Here is a 20524-nt window from a genome sequence, read left to right on the forward strand (position 1 = left end):
AAAAGGCAAGCAAATAAATTGTGCCCAATTAATCATCAACGCTTAACGTGCTTGCCAAGTAACACTGGCCTCAGCGGCAACGTCATCACCACGAGTAATGCGATGATACGTTGTCAGAGCCGGCGCCTGTTCGAGCTGCGTCTGACTAACGATTTCCTCACCATAACGAGTTTCGCGTTCATAACGAATCAACATCGTCGTAATTTGATGATCACGCAAGAATTCACCGGGTAGACTATCCAGCATCCAATCGAAATAATGAACATTGTTAACATGCCGATTGGAATCAATATCAAAATAACGCACTTGATAGTCCTTCTGATAATCAGCCTGGTTCCAATCACGTTTAGCAATTTTAGGAAAACGGACAACTGCAGCCGAATATTCTGAGCAATCGTCTAAATGTAACTCTTTAACTGGCAATTGAATCATTCGCCGGGTCGCAAAACTCATGATCACCCAAATACTGTGAATTGTCACAATTTCATCGCCAGCCTCATCAATTAGAAAATAATCACGATAACAGAAGAATTTATTGAATTGTGGCACCCCAGTCTTGGCAGTCACAAATTCATGTTGCTTCGGCAAACGTTGAATGTTAATTTGATATTCAGTCGTGACCCAGCCTAATTTCATGGCGGCTAATTGAGTTGGTCCCGCACCAAACTCCTGTAATTGATGCTCTGATGCCAAAACCAAATGGTCCATTAATGCTGATAAATGCATCATCCCCTGGGCATCACACTCAAAAAATGGTACTTGAAATTTTTCTGAATAATAAGAAACGGTCATCGTTTCGCCTACTTTCTTAATTTATAAAATAACTGCGCCTAGGATAATTGATGATAACGTTGATAAACTTCTTGACGAGGTAAATCAAATTGATTGGCGACTTGCTTAATGGCGGCATTAGGTCGCAAACCTTGTTCAATTAAATCCGTCACGGCGCCACGTAAATCTTGATCAGATAATGCGGCAACTGGCGTCGTGGCTGTCTCAGGTTGACCGGCAATCAGGATCACATATTCACCACGTGGTTCATGATCTTGATACCAACCTTGTAGTTCTGCCAGCGTACCGCGCTCAAATGACTCGTGCAGCTTGGTTAACTCACGGCCCAGGACAATTGGTCGGTCCGCCGCAAATAGCTCACCTAGGTCACTTAATGTGCGTCGTAAGTGATGTGGCGATTCATAAAGAATGACTGTTTCGGTATGCGTGACTAATTGACTTAAGGCTTCGCGCAACAATTTTTTCTTCCGGGGCAAAAAGCCATAGAAATAAAATGGTTGTGGTGCTAACCCGGAAGCAATCAAGGCAGTAATGCCAGCACTAGCGCCCGGCAACGGTACCACGGCAATATCGGCCGCAATTGCCGCAACAACCAACTCATGCCCTGGATCTGAAATTGATGGCAAGCCAGCATCAGAAACTTGGGCAATTGATTTACCTGCTTGCAACTCGGCAATTAATTCTGGAATTCGTTGTTGGGTGTTATGCTCGTGAAAACTAATTTGGCTCGTTTTAATGTCAAAATGAGCCAATAATTTACCAGTATTTCGGGTATCCTCTGAAGCCACCAAATCAACTGACTGCAAAGTTTTTAAGGTTCGCACCGTAATATCATCTAAATTACCAATTGGTGTCGGCACTAAAAAAAGAGTGCCTTTTTTCGTAGGTTCAAAACTGTTTTGAATCTGCAAAATCATGGCCTCCTTTTAATGGTTAGTACGATTACCGCTACCATAAATGATCGCGGTACAAAATGCACAAGGTTCATTATTTTCCCGACGAGCGCCATACATCATATTACAAATATGATAGCCAGCATCATATAATTTTTCCAAATTACGTCGTGATGGTAACATGTCATCTTTTTGACTGCCATGTTCTGACTGTGGGGCCAAATCATTGAGACGACCACGTAGATGCTTGTTCTCAATAACCAACTCGGCATTTTGTTCTAAAACGTGATTCAGCTCTTGCCTAAACTTGGCAAGGTCGTGAGCGAGGTTATCGGCTTCTGCTGACAAACGCTGAAAATCTGTAAAAGGATCAGGCTGATTCATTTAAAATTTCCCTCTTTTATCATAAAAAATTGTAAGGATAACTGCTCTAAAACATTCTGAAAAGTAACATTAGCGCGCAATAACTGCTTGACTTGAAGTACTTGCGTTAAGCCGCTAGTTAATTGCGCACTAGTCAACTTGCCAGCGACATGTTGATAGCTTGGCTCTTGTTGCGCCCATTTCAATGGTTGCGACAAGGAAAACTTCACGGTAAACAAATCGCTAAAGACAATCAATAAGATTTCCTGACAAAGCTCCTGCAATAACGGCCCCTTAAAATCAGGGACGATAGTAGTTTGTACCTGGGGAAACGCCAACGTCTTGCCCAGGGCTAACCGTGGCCACCATTGGGCAAAAGCATCAAGTTTATCTTTTAACTGCTCATCAGTGGCTAATTCTGCTAATTGGGTCTGATTCAACGTGGTCTGCGCCAAAAGCTGACTAAGCTCCTGATTAAATCCCAAATCAGCTAGCCCCTGAACTCGTTGTGGTAAATCAGGTTCTGGTAGCATCATTGTTTGCACCCGGGACCGAATCGTGGGTAGAATCTGACTTTCTTGAGTCGTGGTCAAAATGATCAACACCTGACTAACCGGCTCCTCAAGAAATTTTAACAGCGAATTAGCAGCAGGAATCGTCATTTTATCAGCGTCCTCAATGACGAAAATCCGCCAACTACCATAACCACTCTTAGACAGTTCTTCCTTCAAATGCCGCGTGTCATCAACTGAAATGGTTTTAGTGGGACTGTTCAGCACTAAATAATCGGGATTGTTCCCCTCAATAATTCGCTGACATTCATGACACTGACCACAAGGAAAACCCTCAACGGTTAAATGATCACAGAAGAGTCGCTGAGCTAGCCATTGGGCCAAGGACAAAGCATTGGCTCGGACTGGTTCAACAAATAAATAAGCATGGCTAAGTTCATCTTGTTGGATCAGTTTTTGAAAATGTGTTTGTAATTGCTTGATTGTTATTTCCACGAGAAATCCTGACTTTAGAAATGATGAAATTGATCAACTGGCATGACGAAAACAGTGGCACCACCAACTTGAACTTCCATTGGGTACGGCATTGATGTGTCACCCATCGGATCCAAATTAACTGGTGGCGTCATAAATTGTTGCCGAGCGTGAGAGGTTTGCTTGATAATATCCAAAACTTCTTCCACTCGATCGTCTTCGATCCCCACAATAAACGTCGTATTACCAGAACGTAGGAATCCACCAGTAGTTGATAGTTTTGTCGCGCGAATATTGGCATCAATTAATTGATTACTTAAAACATTAGCATCTTTATCTTGGACAATCGCTAAAATAAGTTTCATGATCGGCTCCTCCTAAATGTTTGCTGTGAGATAAGTTTGAATCACTGTCTGACAGTCTTGAATCACCTGTATCAAAGGTTGTTGGGCATCAATTTTTTTGATCCGTTCAGGATGATCAGCCGCTAGTTGTAAATAAGCTTGGCGAACCCGCTGATGAAATTCAAGTTTTTGACCTTCTAAACGATCAAAACCCTGACCCAATTTTTGGACGCGTTGTAAACCAACTTCGACTGGCAAATCTAAATAGATCGTCAAATCTGGCAGCTTACCTTGAATGGCGAAATCGTTTAATTGAGCGACTGCTTGCGGACCTAATTCCCGACCGCCACCTTGATAAGCAATTGAACTATCCACATAACGATCACACAAAACAATTTGACCCGCTGCTAAAGCTGGTTCAACAACCTCAACCAAATGCTGGCGCCGTGACGCTGCATAAAGTAAAGCTTCCGTCCAATCGTCCATTGCCTGATTCTCAACATCCAAAATAATCTGCCGAATTTTCTCGGCGATTTGACTGCCACCGGGTTCACGAGTAATTAAAACTGGCGCCTGATTCTGAGCCTGCAACTGCTCAGCAATCGCCTGAATAACGGTCGACTTGCCAGCCCCATCAGGACCCTCAAAAGAAATAAAACTCCCTGCCATAACAACCTCTACCTTCATTGTACCCTAAAATTGGTTCTTACTTATTGTTAACGCCTTTTTTAAATTGGCCAATCTTAGTCAATGCGCGTAATGGCTTGACTAATGACTGCCGCTTTGGTGCCACGATGACGTGCCTCATTATAAAGTAAATTAAACTTGGCTTGCTGTAATTTCACACTTTCGGCAAAAGAACTGCCAGCATCAGCGTCCTGTAATTCAACTCGCCGCAGACGTAACAATTGATCTTGAACATCCATAATCTCGGCACGCAATTCATCATCGCCTTGTCGACGTAGTTGCTGCTTATTTCGGGAAAACATGCCTACATCTCCTGTCGACCTTCAACTGCCCGTTGTAAGGTCATTTCATCAGCATATTCAATATCAGAGCCAACTGATAAACCATGTGCCAACCGAGTGACTTTAATACCCGCTGGTTTGATCAAGCGAGCCAAATACATGGCTGTCGCTTCACCCTCAGGCGAGGCATTAGTGGCAATGATTACTTCGTTAACGTCACTATGCTGCAATCGTTTGATCAGCGGCGCAATATTGAGATCCTCTGGTCCTTTACCATCCATTGGTGATAAAACACCATGTAAAACATGGTACAGGCCATGATAGTCATCCATTTTCTCTAAGGCCATAATATCTTTTGGTTGTTCGACCACGAGAATTTCCTGCTGATTACGACTCGTATCACGACAAATCTCACAAGGATCGGTATCCGTAATATTACCGCAAATACTGCAGTAATGAAGATCTTTCTTGGCTTGAAGTAAACTGTCAGAGAATTCTTTGACAGTCTTTTCGTCCATATCAATCGTATAAAAAGCTAACCGTGTGGCGGATTTACTACCAATTCCCGGCAATTTCATGTAACTATCGATCAGTTTCGCAATTGCTTCCGGATATTGCATCTTTTAACCACCTATACCTTACATCAAACCGCGAGTATACTTGCCCATTGTTTGTTCTGTTTCTTGATCAACTGTTGTTAAAGCTTGGTTGAAGGCTTGAATCAACAAATCTTGTAACATGTCAGGATCATCGGGATCAATCACCTTAGGATCAATTTGTAGATCTTGAATTTCGCGCTTACCATTCATCGTCACTTGTACCAAGTCATCACTGGACTTGCCAACAAAAGGTTTTTCATCTAACTGAGCTTGAGCAGCCTGCATTTCCTTTTGTAATTTTTGCATCTTTTTCATCATACCAGCCATATTGCCATTGCCACGCATCATAATAAAGCACTCCTTTAATCTTTTTCAATTTTTACCACGTTGCTGCCAAATAATTGTTCTGCTTGACTAACAACTGGTGATTGTTCTGGTTCCGCAGGTGTGGCTGCTTGAGTCTCACCCAACTGTTGTTGCTTTTTCTTGTGTAAATCTTGAATATAATCTTGCCGTAAGCCTGGCCATTGATCTTTTTCGACCAAGACAATATTGGCATCATTATTCATAAAATGGTTTAATTCTTGTTTCAAATCATTTTGCAGGGTTTGATCTTCGTTGGCCGTTTTCAGAGTAAAGGCATACTCAAAAGCCACCACAATTGCTGCTGGACTAGCCGCAACTGGTTCAGAAACATTCATCATCGCTCGTTTAGCGGGCGTTAACTTATCTAATAAGTCGGGCCAAACTTCCCGGACCGCACTTAAATCTTCCTTGGTTGCCGCAGCTAAGACTTGATAAATGGCCTGCCGATTAATTTTCGGTGCCGCTTGATGCTTGACTTGCTTTGGCTTCGCCGCTGCTGTTGTCGCAGATCGACCAGTTTGTTGCAATTGACTGACCTGTTCCTGCAGCTTGGTGACTTCTGATTGTAATTGCGTCACAACCGCTTGATCAGCAGCCGGTGCAGCGGCAGCAGGCGTTTCAGTTGTGCCTGATTCTCGCAACAAATTAACGAGCCGAACCGTTAAAACTTCCAAGAACAAATCACCATGGGTGCTGTTGCGCAATTGCTGCAATGTTTCATTAGCATCACTAATCATGCGATACAGCTGACTAGTCGTTAACTGTTGGGCAAATGGCTTCAGTGAGTCTGGTAAGGGCCGATAATTAAGACTGGCCACTAATTCAGGACTATTCTGCTGCAGTAACAAGTTACGAAACAGTTCAATCATGCTTTCGATTAAACGTGTAGTCGCACGTCCGTTAGCAAATAGCTGGGTAATTTGTTGCAAAGCTTGATCCAAATCTTTTTGGAAAACCGCACTTAAATAATCAGCCAGTTGATTATCACTGGCATCACCAGTTACTTCTAAAGCATTCGCCAAGGAAACGTGATCTTGACCAAAAGAAAGTACTTGATCAAGAATACTTAAAGCATCACGCATCCCCCCGTCAGCAGCGCGACTAATGACTTGTAAGGCCGGTTCATCGTAACTGATTTGTTTCTGATCCAGAATTTTAACCATTTGTTCGGTTAAATCAGCTGGTGTGATCCGGCGAAAATTAAAACGCTGCGTCCGGGAAATAATCGTTGCTGGTACTTTTTGAATTTCCGTCGTTGCTAGGATAAAGACCACATGAGCCGGTGGTTCTTCCAAAGTCTTCAGCAAAGCATTAAAAGCCCCTGTCGAAAGCATATGAACTTCATCAATAATATAAACTTTATATTTAGCTTCAGTTGGTGGATATTTAACTTTATCGCGAATATCGCGAATTTCATCGACGCCATTATTTGAAGCCGCATCGATTTCAATCACATCAGTCAGCCGATTTTCATTAACTGCCCGGCAAATATCGCAATGATTGCAAGGCTCACCATCAACTGGCGTTAAACAGTTAATCGCCTTTGCGAAAATTTTGGCACAGGAGGTTTTACCAGTTCCCCGCGGACCCGCGAACAAATAAGCATGACTAATTTGATCAGTTAAAATTGAGTTTTTAAGCGTCTGAGTGACAATCTTCTGACCAACCACTTGAGCAAAAGTCTGCGGTCGCCACACTCGATACAACGCTTGGTACGCCATGCTGACACCTTCTTTTCTCGAACTGAAATCTGACACGTTACTTATTATGTTACCACAAATTCTACTATTAACTGTACCAAAACAATAGCAACCTGTCATCTTCAATTCAGCAATCGAACATCAAAAATAACTGGTTCCGGTTTAGAATTAGTGCCACACTAAATTCACAGTGATCAAACAGAATTGGTTCTGACTGCATTGCGGGCTTGCTGGTTGTGGAACACGGCCGACGCTGATTTGAACCAACTTGAAGCTAAATTTGAAAATCGTTAAAACCTGATTATAGTGTTGAAACAAAACTGGTTCTGACTGCATTGCGGGCTGCTTGTCGTGGAACGCGGCCGACACTGATCTGAGCCAATTAAAGACCAAATTGTCTCAGATACAGGTCTTATTGTAAGTGCTGAAGCACCAACAATAATTTGGCGGCTGACGACAAGATCCCTCCATTCCGTCCGGAGTTGAGACAGTGCATTCATCATTGTTAGCATTTAAGACAGTGGTAGCAGGATTCATTAACTCATTTCAATCAGTAGTAATAGTTGAACAGTAACAAAAAATCGGTGTGACAGTTCTATTCTTTAGAGAGATTGTCACACCATTTTTATATCACCACAATCTGGTTCGGCTAAATAGTGGTGCCCCATTCTGCAAATTTAATCCAGGCAGGGGCCCAGCGATTGGCGTCAATGGTGAAATTATTCTTGCCGCTTTAGCGGTTAGAATAAGGCTTGTATTTGAGATTGTTGCGCTAGCAATAAGCTCAAATCAACGCCCACCATGTTCCACGCCCAAAAAATCGCTGGGCCCCTGCCGTCCCTAAACTAGGGAGCGACTTAAATCTTTGTGTGCATTTGAAAATACCCAACAATGTTTGGTGAGTTTCATCAATTAAATTTGAAATTTTGGCCAAAAAAATAAGGCACATGTTCTACCCCACTTAGTGCTGCTTTCTTCCGAATCTGACACGATTCACAGGGAGGACATTGCCTTAGCCTTAACGGCAATATATATTGTAACTAATTTCGGCTTAAAAAGCTAGCCTTGTTCCTGATTTTTAGAAATTTGTTGCCGTTGTTGTTTAGCCCGTTTTTGACGTTGCCGAATTTCCCGAAAGAAATTTTGGAGTAAAGCTTGGGTTTGGGCCCGCTCAACATCAGGAAAGACACCAGGTTGATGGTTAAACCGCGGATCAGCCAATAAATTGACCAAAGTACCAGCAGCTCCAGCTTTAGGATCAGGTGCCCCAAAATAAACTTGCTCAAGGCGACTATTAATGATTGCCCCAGCACACATTGGACAAGGTTCTAAAGTCACAAAAATCCGACAATCTTCTAAGCGCCAACTTTTTTGTTGCTGGCAGGCTTGGCGAATTGCGATTAATTCGGCGTGATCAGTCGCATCTTGACTAGTCTCGCGTAGATTATGACCGCGGCCAATAATCGTCCCTTGAAATTCAATGACAGCCCCAATCGGCACTTCACCAATTGCGGCTGCCTTCTCAGCCTCAGCAATCGCGGCAGCCATAAATTTATGCTGTTGTTCAATGGGAAGCGGCAGCATTCGATCCACTTGTACACGCCCTTTCTTTTAATCGTGAAAACATGTTAAACTAAAAATAAAAACGGTGGTCACAAATCATGAGTAAAGGAACCAACGATCTTGTCATGCGTTTAAAAAATGCTTTTCCTAAATCACGAATTATTAGCGGTCCCCAAGCAGCAACTACTGCTGAGGAAGTTTGGTCTTTTGACGGTAATTGGTTAGCCATTCGCCGCAAAAATTTAAATAGTACTAGTGAAGCAATTCTGCAAGACTTAAGTGACCAGAATTACACCACCACCGCTCAAAACAACCCTTGGTATCAATTTCTAACGCAACAGTCAACAATTCTGCCACAAGCAGCTTCCAAAACTGTCCGCATTATTCAATTTAAGTTAACTTTTCGCGACCAAAGCAACCAGGCTGAATTGGAACAATCAATTTCTGATTTGTTCAATCACTTAGTTTCCCACTTTTACTTAAACACACAAACTTTAATTGTGGTACAAGCAAACGGCCCAGAAACATTAACTTTAACGGAACTTGAAAGTATCTTGCAAACTGTTGAGAGTGACTTTTTTGTTAAAATTCAGGCTTTCATCGGCAATTATTGGCCGTTAGATGAGCAGTTGGCGCTAATTTTCAACGAAGAACAAGCCGTCTTCTCGAAATCAACCTCTTCAGTGAGTAGCTTAGCCACTTTGGCGCTGGATTACTATGCCCGGCCGCAACTTCGCGAATCGCCATTAGCCCAGCAATTGAACAGCATCCTCAATAAGGACAGCGAAATTAAAGACGTGATTATTGCTTTGTACCAAAGTGCTGGCAATTTAAGTTCGGCGGCGAAAAAACTATTTTTGCATCGAAATACACTCCAATATCGCCTTGAACGTTTCTACGAGAGTACCAACCTCAATCTGAAACAAATGGACGACTTAGTTTTGTGTTACTTATTAATTACTGCTTTTAAAGATTAAGTCCCCGCAAAATATAGTAACCTTTATCGCGTTTAACAATTTCCGCCTGATCATAAATCGATTGTAATAACTTTAAAGCAGAGGGTGCCCCCTGCTTTTTTTGCATAACTGCAAAAAATTGACCTTGCTTGGTTAAATAATTTAGGCTTTCACTCAGGAGCCGATTAACCACCTGCTTGCCCGCGCGAATTGGCGGGTTCGTTAAAATAAAGTCAAAATCGGTTTTGCTGAGCGCTTGGTAGCCATCACTTAACAAAATTTCAACTTGCTCACTAACTTGATTTACCTTGGCATTTTCCTGAGCCAAATCTAAAGCCCGTTGATTAACGTCAACCATCGTCACCTGCGCCTGAGGAAATGCCTTAGCAATGCTGAGACCAATTGGGCCATAGCCACAACCCAAATCTAACACTTTAAAGGTGCCCTGTTGCGGCAAAAATGGTGCCACCGCATTCAACAACACCACGCTACCATAATCAACCCGCTCCCGCGAAAAAACGCCAGCATCAGTTGTTAATTGCAACTGATGACCTAGCAAGTCAAAGTTAAATGTTTCCCGTTGATGAGCTAAATCCTGATTATCTTCAAAATATTGATGACTCATTGGTCAACCCCACTTCTTGTTCAATTCATTTATTATAGCATAGCACGGAGAGTACCTAGATAAGCGATTTATTTTAATCCTAGCCGGGAATAGCGCAGTTGCTAAAACAGAATTGCGTCTGACTCTGTTCCGGGCTGATTAGCGTGGAACGCTGCCGACGTTGATCTGAGCCAATTACAAATCAAATTGTCTCAGATACAAGTCTTATCGTAAGTGCTGAAACACCAACGATAATTTGGCTGCTTCTCGCAAGCTCCTGCGTAAATAAAACTCGATTGTCTGATGCCAAGATTCCTCCACGTCGTCTGAAGTTAAGTTAGTCTCACTATTGTTAGTCATTAAGACAGTACTAGTGAGATGAAACACCTCGTATTTTGACCAAGCGGGACCAAATTAAAAAATCCCGCCGAAAATCCCGCCGTTTCATTCTGATTGGTTCCTTTTCATGCCAAACTAGCGCACTAAAAAACCACCTAACTCCCGTTTAATTGGGAATCAGGTGGTTTTAATTTACTTTAATAAGTGATTAGCTTATTTGTAAGTTACAGTTGCGCCAACTTCTTCAAGTTTAGCTTTGATCTTGTCAGCTTCTTCAGGAGCAAGACCTTCCTTGATGATTGAAGGTGCTTTGTCAACTAAGCCTTTAGCATCTTTCAAGCCTAATTCAGTGATTTCACGAACAGCCTTGATAACCTTAACTTTTTCTTGACCTACTTCAGTTAATTCAACATTAACTTCTGTTGGTGCAGCATCAGCAGCAGCGCCAGCAGCACCGGCAGCAGCTACAGGAGCTGCAGCAGTAACGCCAAATTCTTCTTCGATTGCTTTAACTAAGTCGTTTAATTCTAAGATTGTTGCATCTTTTAATTGATCAACAATTGCTTGTGTATCTAAAGCCATGTTTGTTTCCTCCAATTAATTATCTGATTTTAAAATTGATTAAGCAGCTGGTTCGTCGTCTTTGGCCTCAGCCACTGCCTTAACAGCATAAGCGACGTTGCGAACAGGTGCTTGTAATACAGAAAGTAACATTGATAACATACCATCGCGGTCTGGCAAAGTAGCCAATTCTGCAATTGCATCCAATGAAGATACTTTACCTTCGATGATACCACCCTTGATTTCCAAGGCATCGATACTCTTAGCAAACTTAGACATAACCCGAGCTGGGGCTGTGACATCATCGTAAGAGAAAGCAACGGCTGTAGGGCCAGAGAATGTTTCATCAAGGCCTTCGTAACCAGCTTTATCAGCGGCACGACGCAAGTAAGTATTCTTAACAACTTTCATTTCCACGCCTGCTTCACGTAATTCCTTACGTAATTCAGTCGCTTCAGCAACAGTTAAACCTAAGTAGTCAACAACGACGACTGATTTAGCTTTGCTAAACTTTTCGTAGATGTCATCAACAACAGTTGCTTTTTGTGCAATAATTGCTTCACTCATTTTTTTCACCTCCACGTAATATTTATCTTTCAACCACAAACATGCCGGGATTAAAAAATCTCTGTATCCGAAGACACAGAGATTAAGCGTTCATCATCTGGCCTCGGCAGGATATTAAGACATAAGTCACCTGAGTCTTAGGTAGAAAAACTATTCTTAAATAAGATAGCACGTCAATTGGTGCTTGTCAAATGAGTCTTAGAGTGAATTAGTATCGATTGCTAAACCAGGACCAAATGTTGAAGTCAAAGTTAAGCTCTTGATATAAACACCCTTAGTAGCAGCTGGACGAGCACGTAAAATGACATCGTCAAGTGCTTTGAAGTTTTGGAACAATTGTTCTTCAGTAAAGCTTACTTTGCCGACAGGTGCATGGATCAAACCAGCCTTGTCAACACGGTAAGTTACTTTACCAGCTTTAACTTCTTCAACGGCTTTCGTAACGTCCATCGTTACAGTGCCAGTCTTAGGGTTAGGCATTAAACCTTTAGGACCTAAGACCCGGCCTAAACGACCAACTTTGGCCATCATTGGTGGTGTTGCAACAGCAACGTCAAAGTCTAACCAGCCGTCTTGGATACGTTGTACTAAGTCATCAGAACCAACAACATCAGCACCTGCTTCTTCAGCAGCTTTTGCTTGTGGGCCTTCAGCGAAGACAACGACTTTTTGAGTTTTACCAGTACCGTTAGGCAATACCATTGCCCCACGGATTTGTTGATCTGCTTGTTTAGGGTCAACGTTCAAGTTGTAAGCAACTTCAACAGTAGCGTCGAATTTTGCGAAATCAACTTTCTTTAAAAGAGCGATGGCTTCTTTAGCAGTATATTCTTTGTTTTTGTCAACTTGCTTAAGTGCTTCAATGTACTTCTTGCCATGTTTTGACATTATTTTTCCTCCTTGCAAATGTGGTCAAGTGGACGATGTTCTTATACTTGCCGTTTAACGACAGTCAATCGTCCTCCCACTTGATTGAACAATTTTCATTGTCTATCCGACTAGCAATAAGCTATTCAGTGACTTCAAAGCCCATGCTTCTTGCAGTACCTTCAACCATGCGCATAGCTGCTTCAACGTCAGCTGCGTTTAGGTCTTGCATTTTGGTTTCAGCAATTTTACGAACTTGGTCTTTAGAAACCTTAGCTACTTTTTTAGTATTAGGTTCGCCAGAGCCATGTTCAACACCAGCAGCCTTCTTCAAAAGAATAGCAGCAGGTGGTGTCTTAGTAACGAAGTCGAATGAACGATCTTCGTAGACAGTGATAACAACAGGAATAATCATTCCTGCTTGATCAGCAGTCCGTGCATTGAAATCCTTGGTGAAGCCCATAATGTTAATACCGGCTTGACCTAATGCAGGACCAACTGGAGGTGCTGGAGTCGCTTTACCAGCAGGGATCTGTAACTTAACGATGTTCGCAACTTTTTTTGCCACGGGATAAAACCTCCTTAATCCGTGTTGTGGTAAATGGAGATCGAAATTTCTCCTCCCACATAAAAGCACACTAGAGTAATATAGCATATTACTGGCTTAATTGAAATAATAAATTGAAAATTTTGTCAATCGCCTGAAAATTTTCAGGGCAAATTATAACTTATCAACTTGATCAAAATCTAATTCAGCATTGGTTTCGCGATTAAACATGTCGATCACAACTTTTAACTTCATCTTTTCAGGATCAACTTCGGTAATCTTACCAGTCAAACCAGTAAAGGCACCATCAACGATTTTAATGGTTTCACTAACATCAAACTTCATGTCAGCATGACGAGTGCTCATACCTAAATCATGTAAAATATGTTTGATTTCGCTATCTAATAAAGGCGCTGGCTTACTACCAGATCCGTGACTACCAACAAAGCCGGTAACCCCAGGAGTATTCCGAACAATAAACCAAGCTTGGTCAGTCATGACCATTTCAACTAACACATAGCCAGGGAAAGTTTTCCGAACTTCTTCCTTTTCCTTGCCATTTTTAATTTCTTTTTCAGTTTCTTCAGGAACAATGACGCGGAAAATATTATTCTCCATCCCCATTGAAGTTGCCCGAGATTCCAAGTTAGCCTTAACTTTATTTTCATAGCCAGAATAAGTATGTAAGACATACCATTTCTTTTCGATTGATTCAACCATCTTTTAATGATCCTTTCTTAATTGCCTAATAATTATTGACCAAAATAAAAAAACTCCGTCAGCACGAAGTTTCTCAACTAAATTCATTATACAAAAAAACGAGACTAGAAACAAGCCTCGCCTCATCAGGTTCGCTACTTAAAAATAAATTGTGTCAAAAGTTTGTTTAGGACAAAATCGCAAAGTGCGAAATATAGTGCAAACAAAATTGATGTTGAAACAACGACCCAGCTATCGCGACGTGTTTGTTTCATTGTTGGCCAGGCAACCAACTTCATTTCTTGACCGACACTCTTAAAAAATTTAAATAATCGTTTCATCTGTGATTGCTCCTCAACTAACGCGTTTCTTTATGCAAAGTGTGTTTACCACAATGTTTACAAAATTTGCGAACTTCCAACCGTTCCGTCCGTTGATTGTTCTCAGTGATCGTATAATTACGCGACCCACAAACGGTACAAGCGAGGGCTACTTTTCTAACTGACATCTATCTGGCCACCCTTTTTAAACTAACTTTAAATTTAGCATAATTACTACCAAAAAACAAGAGTGTGAGTGACAACGTACTTTTGGCGTAGCATAACTTCGATTATTTACTTGGGCACTGCAAGTGACCGAGTAAATAATCAAGTTATGCATAGCCATTTGTTGTCCCGAACACGTTCCAAATCAGAGTGTGAGGGTTGCCGGTTTTTTGGCGTAGGTTAATTTCAAATAATTGATTGAGCGGCATAGCCGATCGAGCAATTATTTAAATTAGCCATAGCCATTTGGCAACCCGAACACGTTTCAGCTAGAGTGTGAGGGGCGACGATCTTTTGGCGTAGCGTAATTTCGATAATTTGATTGAGCGGTGCAACCGATCGAGCAAATTACCAAATTAGGCATAGCCATTTGTCGCCCTGAACACGTTTCAGCACCGCAAAAAGTAGAACCAGAACCAGTTTTGAAACAGAACTAGTTCTGACTCCATTGCGGGCTTGCTGGTTGTGGAACGCTGCCGGCATCGATTTGAGCTTATTGCTCCGCAACAATCTCAAATACGAGCCTTATACTAAGCGATAAATCGCTAAGTATAATTTGGCGGCTGACAACCGCGCCCTCCATTCCGTCTGGAGTTGAGTTGGTTCATTTAATAATTGCTAATGGTTAAGACAACGCTAGTGGGATTCATTGACTTAATTCAATCAGTAATAATAGTTGAACAGCAAAAAAACTGGTTTTGCTTCATTTTGCAAATTTAATCCAGGCAAGGGCCTAGTGATTGGCATCCAATGGTGAAATTAAGGTCATGACATCATTCAAATATTTGCTGCAATCCTACAATGACTGCATTGGTTACTAGCAAGGATAAAGTAAACCACTTCAACTCCAGACGGCGTGGAGGGATCTTGGCGTCAGCCGCCAAATTATTGTTGGTGCTTTAGCACTTACAATAAGACTTGTATCTGAGACAATTTGGTTTCTAATTGGCTCAGATCAACGTCGGCCGCGTTCCACGCCAAGCAGCCCGGAACATAGTCAGATGCCATTCCGTTTTACACTTGTAAGACATTTATAATTGCTAATCCATTTTCTTCATGAATTCACGCATCTTGCCATGACAACGATCAATTCCTCGCGTTATTTGAATCTCACTGCATTCTAAATGCGTACAAGCTTCAGTTAAGGTTTGTTGATGCATTGCCACGCGAAAAGCTTGTAATTCGAAATATGATAAAGTTTTTAAAAATTGTTCCATATCAAAAAAAGTTTGGGTCGTTAATTGGGTGGGATAATTAACACTACCAAAAACATTTTCTTCCGCCAAGTAATTCTCCAAGGGCATACTTTGCTGATTACTTTGGCGCTTAAAAGCTAATTCGTGGCGCAATAAACTACGCAAATGATTATGAAATCGTAATTTGAAAAAGGCGCCAAATTGGCAATTGTAAGTTGTTTGGTACAACAAACAGGTTTCATAGCAAACAATTCGGGCTTCTTGTTGCCAATCATCTTCATCAAACAACTTAAAATAAAATTGTTGGGCCGCATTTCCAATCATAGGTTGATATTTCCGCACCAACGATTCCAGGGCTTGGGAATCGCCATGATCTTGAACTGCCTCAATTAAAACTAATTCATTTTGATTGATGCTCATAAAAGCTTGCTCCTTTATGAGCGATTCCTGGTATTCTCAGCATAACGTACCTAAGCAGAAGTTGTAAGAGAACAGGTGTTTAATTGCAAAGAAATATTTAGCTAGTCGGACTGTCCGTGTTTTATCAATATTCATCAGAAAGAAGAATTCAATCTCACCAAATTAAACGAGTCGAAAAAAGCCTGATCAACGGCCCCTAATTCATCACTAGCGACTATCGATCAAGCTTGGTTAATTATTTTTCACTAATTTCATTAACTGGATGGCGTTGATCAAACATATGATAGAGCAAAATCGAAGTTGCCACGCTAGCGTTTAAACTTTGAACGTGACCAATCATCGGAATTGTCACCATACCATCAACCGTCTTCGCAACCAATGGCGAAATGCCTTTGCCCTCGTTACCAATCACCAGCGCTACCGGACCGCGGCTATTCCAAGTCCGATAATCTTCGCCTGCCATGGCCGTACCAAAGACCCAAATGCCTTGTTCCTTCAATTCATTGATTGTGGCCGTTAAATTAGTCACTCGTGCTACTAAGACATGTTCCAAAGCCCCAGTTGCCGTTTTAGCAACGACTGCCGTCACGCCAACTGCCCGACGCTTGGGAATAATTACGCCATGAACCCCAATCGCATCAGCTGTTCGCAAAATTGAACCTAAATTATGAGGATCATTTAAATTATCCAAAATCAAAATCAATGGTGCTTCGTCGGCTGCCTTAGCTTTAGCTAAAATATCGCTCACTTCAGCATATTGATACGGCGCTAACGTCAACAACACGCCTTGATGATTACCATCAGCTGTTAATTCATCTAAGCGACTTTTAGGGACTTCTTGTAAAACTAATTTATGCTTTTGACTGAAATCAACAACTTTACTGGCTAATTCGCCGTGTAAACCCTTCTGCATGAAAATCTTGTTAACAGAGCGCGGATCGCCACTTTTGACATATTCCAGAACGGCATGTTTGCCATAAATAAACTCAGCCTGGTCTGCTTCATCATTAACATTGACTGCTTGACTAACCGGCTCAACTGCTGGTCGTTTACGATGTTGCGAGCTGTTATTGCTGCGCTGCTTTTGCTGCTGGCCACGATTGTCACGACGATCTCGACCAAATTGTGCTTTATTTCTTGGTTGTTTCTTCACGTTTTTTCTCCACTTCTGCGATACACCATTGTGCCAATTCAGCAATTCTGGTGTCCTGTTGAGTCAGCTTTAAGTAACCAAAAACGGCCTCAAAGCCAGTTGACATTCGATAAGTGATGACCTCAGTATTCTTAGCCTTGGTATAACTTTTCGCATTACGGCCACGATGATAGACGGCTAATTCCGCCGTGGTCAGAATTTGTTCAGCCTGCATTTGCTCGATCAAAGCTGCTTGTGCCTTAGCCGAAACAAATTGGACTGCCTGTCGTTGTAGCTGATTAGGTTTGCTAACACCAAGATTTAATAAGTGCTCCCGAACAAACACTTCATAAACACCATCCCCTAAATAGGCAAGGGCAATGCCATTTAAACTTTGCGCTAAATTACTCATTTACGACGCCACCTCGTTCCCTGTGCGGTGTCTTCAAGAATAATGCCAGCTGCTGTTAACTGATCGCGAATTTCATCGCTGGTCTGATAATCTTTGGCCGCGCGTGCCGCATTGCGTTTCACGATTAAATCAGCCACTTCAGCATCTAAACCAACTGTTTGGCCTAAATCAACGCCATAAATACCAACAAATTGATCGAGTTGCGCAACTAAAGCCATTAAAGTGTCTAATTTAACGTTGGGATTAACGGCATACTTATTCATGAAACGGACATACTCATGAATGACCGCCAAACCATTTTGAACGTTAAAATCATCATCAAAAGCATCCTTGAATTGATCAACAAATAACCGGCGCTGACCATCAATGGCGTCATCATTACCAGCCGTCGCATCTTTGCGGCGATACAATAAATTAGCCCGGGCAATTTTAAAGCGTTGAATTTCCGATAAGGCATCATCCAAACCGGCCTCAGTGTATCGTAAAGGCCGGCGATAGTGAGTTGCTGCCATAAAGAAACGAATCGCTTGGGGATTAAATTGACTTAAGGCTTCATGAGCCGTCACGAAATTGCCTAACGACTTACTCATTTTCTCATCGTCGGTGCCGACTGTGACAAAGCCATTATGCAACCAGTAATTGGCAAATCTCTGACCGGTAAAAGTTTCACTTTGGGCGATTTCATTTTCATGATGCGGAAAGGCTAAGTCTTCACCGCCACCATGAATGTCAATGGTTTTACCCAAATACTTAATTGCCATTACGGAACATTCAACGTGCCAACCAGGTGACCCGGGACCCCAAGGTGACTCCCAGAAAACTTCACCAGGTTTGGCCGCCTTCCATAAAGCAAAATCGATTGGATCTTCTTTACGAGCCGTTTCTTCAGAATTAGTCCGTTGACTGGCGCCCACCTCTAATTCAGATAAAGGCTGGTGGGAAAGTTTGCCATATTCAGGGAATTTTTTCGCGCGAAAATAAACATCGCCATCAACTTCATAGGCCATTCCTTGCGCAACCAAATCAGTGACCAACGCAATGATCTCTTTAATGTTCTCAGTTGCACGGGGATGGTAAGTCGCTGGCTCAATATTTAAAGCCGCACTATCTTCATTAACCGCCGCAATATATTTTGCCGCCACTGCTGCCACAGTTGTGTTCTCAGCAGTCGCCGTTCGTGCTAGCTTCTCACCAATATCAGTGAAATTGGAGATGTAGTCAACTTGGTAACCACTGAATTCTAAATAGCGGCGAATGGTATCAAAGGCCACAGCACTTCGCGCATTACCAATATGAATGTAATTATAAACAGTTGGACCACAGACATACATTCGTACTTTACCAGGTTCAATTGATTTAAAGGTTTCTTTTTCACGAGTTAAGGTATTAAAAACTTTCAACATGGACTTAGTTCCCTCCATTAGTTATGCAGCACCAGTCAGCAATCAATAAAAAAAGACTGGAGCAAAAATCGTTCCAGTCTCTAATATAGCATAAAAACAACTTATTTTGATATCGAGTTTACCAAGTCGCTGTAACTCATTAGGGCTTTTATTTTAAAATAAGTCCCCTTAATTACGAGCCAACAATGCGAATGGCTTAGCCTTGCATTTGCTTTAAAGTTTCATCAATATGCTTCAAAGTTTTAGTACGACCCAATAATTCTAAGGATTCGCCTAATTGTGGACCGTGCATTGACCGCGTCGTGGCAATCCGAATTGGCATGTACAACTTACGACCACGCACACCAGTATCTTTTTGCACTTGCTTAACCACTTTCATGATTTGAACTGAAGTGAAATGGTCAATTGTGTCAATCCCAGCTTTGAAAGCTTGTAATACTGGCAAAGCATCGTCGTCGGCCAATTCCTTCATTGAAGCTTCATCAAGTTCTTGTGGTTCTTCAAAGAAGACATCTGACAATTCGGTGATTTGAGCCGTATAACTCATTTGATCTTTATACAACGAAATTAGTTGCCGTGCCCATTCAATTTCCATTGGTTGAGGATCGTTGTTAACTTTACCAGCCTTAATTAAAGCATGCAGTGATAAATCAGTGATGACTTCACTGTCAGCTTTCTTAACATACTGGTTATTGACCCATTCCAACTTCTTCGCATCAAAAGCAGCTGGTGATTTACTTAAGCGTTTCTCATCAAATTCTTTAATTAATTCCTTACGGTTGAAGACTTCGTTCGTACCAACTGGTGACCAACCTAATAAGGCAATAAAGTTGAACATGGCATCAGGCAAGTAACCTAATTCCTTATATTGTTCAATAAATTGAAGGACACTTTCGTCACGCTTGCTTAACTTCTTACCAGTAGCAGCATTGATAATTAAGGTCATGTGACCAAAGACTGGTGGATTCCAACCAAAGGCTTCATAAATCATCAATTGCTTAGGAGTGTTGGCAATATGATCATCACCACGTAAAACATGGCTGATTTTCATCATATGATCATCAACAACTACGGCAAAGTTATAAGTAGGCATACCGTCACGTTTTTGAATCACGAAATCGCCACCGACAGCTTCGGAATCAAAACTAATGTCGCCCTTAACTAAGTCTTTGAACTTGTAAGTCCGGTTTTCAGGAACGTGGAACCGAATCACTGGTTCCAAACCTTTAGCCTTAGCAGCAGCAATTTTAGCTTTTTTCTCGTCTTCAGTTAAGCCAGCGTATTCATAAACATAATGTGGCATCTCACTGTTAGCCCGTTGTTCTTCACGTTCAGCTTCCAGCTCATCCTCAGTCTTGTATGATTCGTAAGCCAAGCCGCGATCAACAAGTTGTTGAATCAGTGGTTGATAGATTGACATCCGTTCAGATTGACGATAAGGGCCATAATCACCGCCGATATCAGGACCTTCATCCCAATCCATGCCTAACCATTTCAGGTTCTCTAACTGACTTTGCTCGCCGCCAACCATATTACGTTTCGTATCGGTGTCTTCGATCCGAATAATAAACTTACCCTTGTTGTGTCGTGCGAATAAATAGTTAAATAATGCTGTCCGCGCATTACCAATGTGGAGGTGTCCCGTTGGACTTGGTGCATAACGAACACGAATTTCATCCTTTGCCATGATTAAAATACTCCT

General features: G+C 41.8%; 25 protein-coding genes, 1 other RNA gene and 1 other annotated feature. Of the genes, 1 reads left to right on the forward strand and 25 read right to left on the reverse strand.

Annotated features, from left to right (window positions below; translation table 11 throughout):
• Positions 1–42: 42 nt before the first annotated feature.
• The 12 genes from EKM82_RS06525 to EKM82_RS06580 all read right to left on the reverse strand — a co-directional run bounded on the left by EKM82_RS06525 (position 43) and on the right by EKM82_RS06580 (position 8595).
• Entirely contained in the window at positions 43–792 is a 750-nt protein-coding gene (locus tag EKM82_RS06525) for an acyl-[acyl-carrier-protein] thioesterase (RefSeq protein WP_125767496.1), read from the reverse strand.
• Positions 793–830: 38 nt separating this feature from the next.
• Positions 831–1703, reverse strand: coding sequence for a 16S rRNA (cytidine(1402)-2'-O)-methyltransferase (rsmI, locus tag EKM82_RS06530; protein ID WP_125767497.1), 873 nt, complete (start codon positions 1701–1703; stop codon positions 831–833).
• Between the two features lie 15 nt (positions 1704–1718).
• Complete coding sequence (locus EKM82_RS06535) at positions 1719–2069, reverse strand: initiation control protein YabA (protein ID WP_125767498.1); 351 nt, start codon at positions 2067–2069, stop codon at positions 1719–1721.
• A complete protein-coding gene (locus EKM82_RS06540) occupies positions 2066–3055 on the reverse strand; it encodes a hypothetical protein (protein ID WP_164508154.1) in 990 nt (329 codons plus the stop codon). The genes EKM82_RS06535 and EKM82_RS06540 overlap by 4 nt, the downstream gene beginning before the upstream one ends.
• Before the next feature lie 14 nt (positions 3056–3069).
• Positions 3070–3399: a cyclic-di-AMP receptor gene (locus EKM82_RS06545; protein WP_125649910.1), complete on the reverse strand. Its 330-nt coding sequence runs from the start codon at positions 3397–3399 to the stop codon at positions 3070–3072.
• Positions 3400–3411: 12 nt separating this feature from the next.
• Positions 3412–4047 carry a dTMP kinase gene (gene tmk, locus EKM82_RS06550; RefSeq protein ID WP_125767574.1) on the reverse strand — a complete coding sequence of 212 codons (636 nt, stop codon included), beginning with the start codon at positions 4045–4047 and terminating at the stop codon, positions 3412–3414.
• Positions 4048–4121: 74 nt separating this feature from the next.
• On the reverse strand, positions 4122–4367 hold the full coding sequence (locus tag EKM82_RS06555; protein WP_125767500.1) for a DUF2508 family protein: 246 nt from the start codon (positions 4365–4367) through the stop codon (positions 4122–4124).
• 2 nt (positions 4368–4369) lie between these two features.
• A complete protein-coding gene (recR, locus tag EKM82_RS06560) occupies positions 4370–4966 on the reverse strand; it encodes a recombination mediator RecR (RefSeq protein WP_125767501.1) in 597 nt (198 codons plus the stop codon).
• Positions 4967–4984: 18 nt separating this feature from the next.
• Entirely contained in the window at positions 4985–5290 is a 306-nt protein-coding gene (locus EKM82_RS06565; RefSeq protein ID WP_225419680.1) for a YbaB/EbfC family nucleoid-associated protein, read from the reverse strand.
• Between the two features lie 17 nt (positions 5291–5307).
• Positions 5308–7032: a DNA polymerase III subunit gamma/tau gene (gene dnaX / locus EKM82_RS06570; protein WP_125767503.1), complete on the reverse strand. Its 1725-nt coding sequence runs from the start codon at positions 7030–7032 to the stop codon at positions 5308–5310.
• Positions 7033–7936: 904 nt separating this feature from the next.
• Positions 7937–8035: signal recognition particle sRNA small type (gene ffs, locus EKM82_RS06575), an RNA gene on the reverse strand.
• A 35-nt stretch (positions 8036–8070) separates the two neighbouring features.
• Complete coding sequence (locus tag EKM82_RS06580) at positions 8071–8595, reverse strand: nucleoside deaminase (protein WP_125767575.1); 525 nt, start codon at positions 8593–8595, stop codon at positions 8071–8073.
• A gap of 77 nt (positions 8596–8672) precedes the next feature.
• On the opposite strand from EKM82_RS06580, the gene EKM82_RS06585 reads away from it, so the two are divergent.
• On the forward strand, positions 8673–9551 hold the full coding sequence (locus EKM82_RS06585) for a helix-turn-helix domain-containing protein (RefSeq protein ID WP_125767504.1): 879 nt from the start codon (positions 8673–8675) through the stop codon (positions 9549–9551).
• Here EKM82_RS06585 and EKM82_RS06590 read toward each other — a convergent pair.
• The 13 genes from EKM82_RS06590 to gltX all read right to left on the reverse strand — a co-directional run bounded on the left by EKM82_RS06590 (position 9541) and on the right by gltX (position 20509).
• Positions 9541–10155, reverse strand: a complete 615-nt coding sequence (locus tag EKM82_RS06590; RefSeq protein WP_125767505.1) for a class I SAM-dependent methyltransferase — start codon at positions 10153–10155, stop codon at positions 9541–9543. The genes EKM82_RS06585 and EKM82_RS06590 overlap by 11 nt on opposite strands.
• A 531-nt stretch (positions 10156–10686) precedes the next feature.
• Complete coding sequence (gene rplL, locus EKM82_RS06595; protein WP_125767506.1) at positions 10687–11055, reverse strand: 50S ribosomal protein L7/L12; 369 nt, start codon at positions 11053–11055, stop codon at positions 10687–10689.
• Between the two features lie 39 nt (positions 11056–11094).
• A complete protein-coding gene (gene rplJ / locus EKM82_RS06600; RefSeq protein ID WP_125767507.1) occupies positions 11095–11601 on the reverse strand; it encodes a 50S ribosomal protein L10 in 507 nt (168 codons plus the stop codon).
• A 43-nt stretch (positions 11602–11644) separates the two neighbouring features.
• Positions 11645–11761 (reverse strand) — a sequence feature (ribosomal protein L10 leader region).
• 38 nt (positions 11762–11799) lie between these two features.
• On the reverse strand, positions 11800–12489 hold the full coding sequence (gene rplA, locus EKM82_RS06605) for a 50S ribosomal protein L1 (protein ID WP_125767508.1): 690 nt from the start codon (positions 12487–12489) through the stop codon (positions 11800–11802).
• Between the two features lie 121 nt (positions 12490–12610).
• Positions 12611–13036, reverse strand: coding sequence for a 50S ribosomal protein L11 (rplK, locus tag EKM82_RS06610; protein WP_125767509.1), 426 nt, complete (start codon positions 13034–13036; stop codon positions 12611–12613).
• Positions 13037–13189: 153 nt separating this feature from the next.
• Positions 13190–13735 carry a transcription termination/antitermination protein NusG gene (gene nusG, locus EKM82_RS06615; protein ID WP_125767510.1) on the reverse strand — a complete coding sequence of 182 codons (546 nt, stop codon included), beginning with the start codon at positions 13733–13735 and terminating at the stop codon, positions 13190–13192.
• A gap of 134 nt (positions 13736–13869) precedes the next feature.
• Positions 13870–14055 (reverse strand): preprotein translocase subunit SecE, encoded by a 186-nt coding sequence (gene secE, locus EKM82_RS06620; protein WP_125649947.1) that lies wholly within the window; start codon positions 14053–14055, stop codon positions 13870–13872.
• A 17-nt stretch (positions 14056–14072) separates the two neighbouring features.
• Complete coding sequence (gene rpmG, locus EKM82_RS06625) at positions 14073–14222, reverse strand: 50S ribosomal protein L33 (protein ID WP_125649950.1); 150 nt, start codon at positions 14220–14222, stop codon at positions 14073–14075.
• Positions 14223–15299: 1077 nt separating this feature from the next.
• Entirely contained in the window at positions 15300–15875 is a 576-nt protein-coding gene (locus tag EKM82_RS06630; RefSeq protein ID WP_125767511.1) for a sigma-70 family RNA polymerase sigma factor, read from the reverse strand.
• A gap of 235 nt (positions 15876–16110) precedes the next feature.
• On the reverse strand, positions 16111–17028 hold the full coding sequence (rlmB, locus tag EKM82_RS06635; RefSeq protein WP_125767512.1) for a 23S rRNA (guanosine(2251)-2'-O)-methyltransferase RlmB: 918 nt from the start codon (positions 17026–17028) through the stop codon (positions 16111–16113).
• A complete protein-coding gene (locus tag EKM82_RS06640) occupies positions 17006–17419 on the reverse strand; it encodes a Mini-ribonuclease 3 (RefSeq protein ID WP_125767513.1) in 414 nt (137 codons plus the stop codon). The genes rlmB and EKM82_RS06640 overlap by 23 nt, the downstream gene beginning before the upstream one ends.
• The gene (cysS, locus tag EKM82_RS06645; protein WP_125767514.1) at positions 17416–18822 is read right to left on the reverse strand and encodes a cysteine--tRNA ligase; all 1407 of its coding nucleotides are present in this window, start codon (positions 18820–18822) and stop codon (positions 17416–17418) included. Before cysS ends, EKM82_RS06640 begins: the two co-directional genes overlap by 4 nt.
• A gap of 196 nt (positions 18823–19018) precedes the next feature.
• Positions 19019–20509: a glutamate--tRNA ligase gene (gene gltX, locus EKM82_RS06650; protein WP_125767515.1), complete on the reverse strand. Its 1491-nt coding sequence runs from the start codon at positions 20507–20509 to the stop codon at positions 19019–19021.
• Positions 20510–20524 lie beyond the last annotated feature (15 nt).

It is taken from the genome of Lapidilactobacillus wuchangensis (assembly GCF_003946645.1).
GTDB lineage: Bacteria > Bacillota > Bacilli > Lactobacillales > Lactobacillaceae > Lapidilactobacillus > Lapidilactobacillus wuchangensis.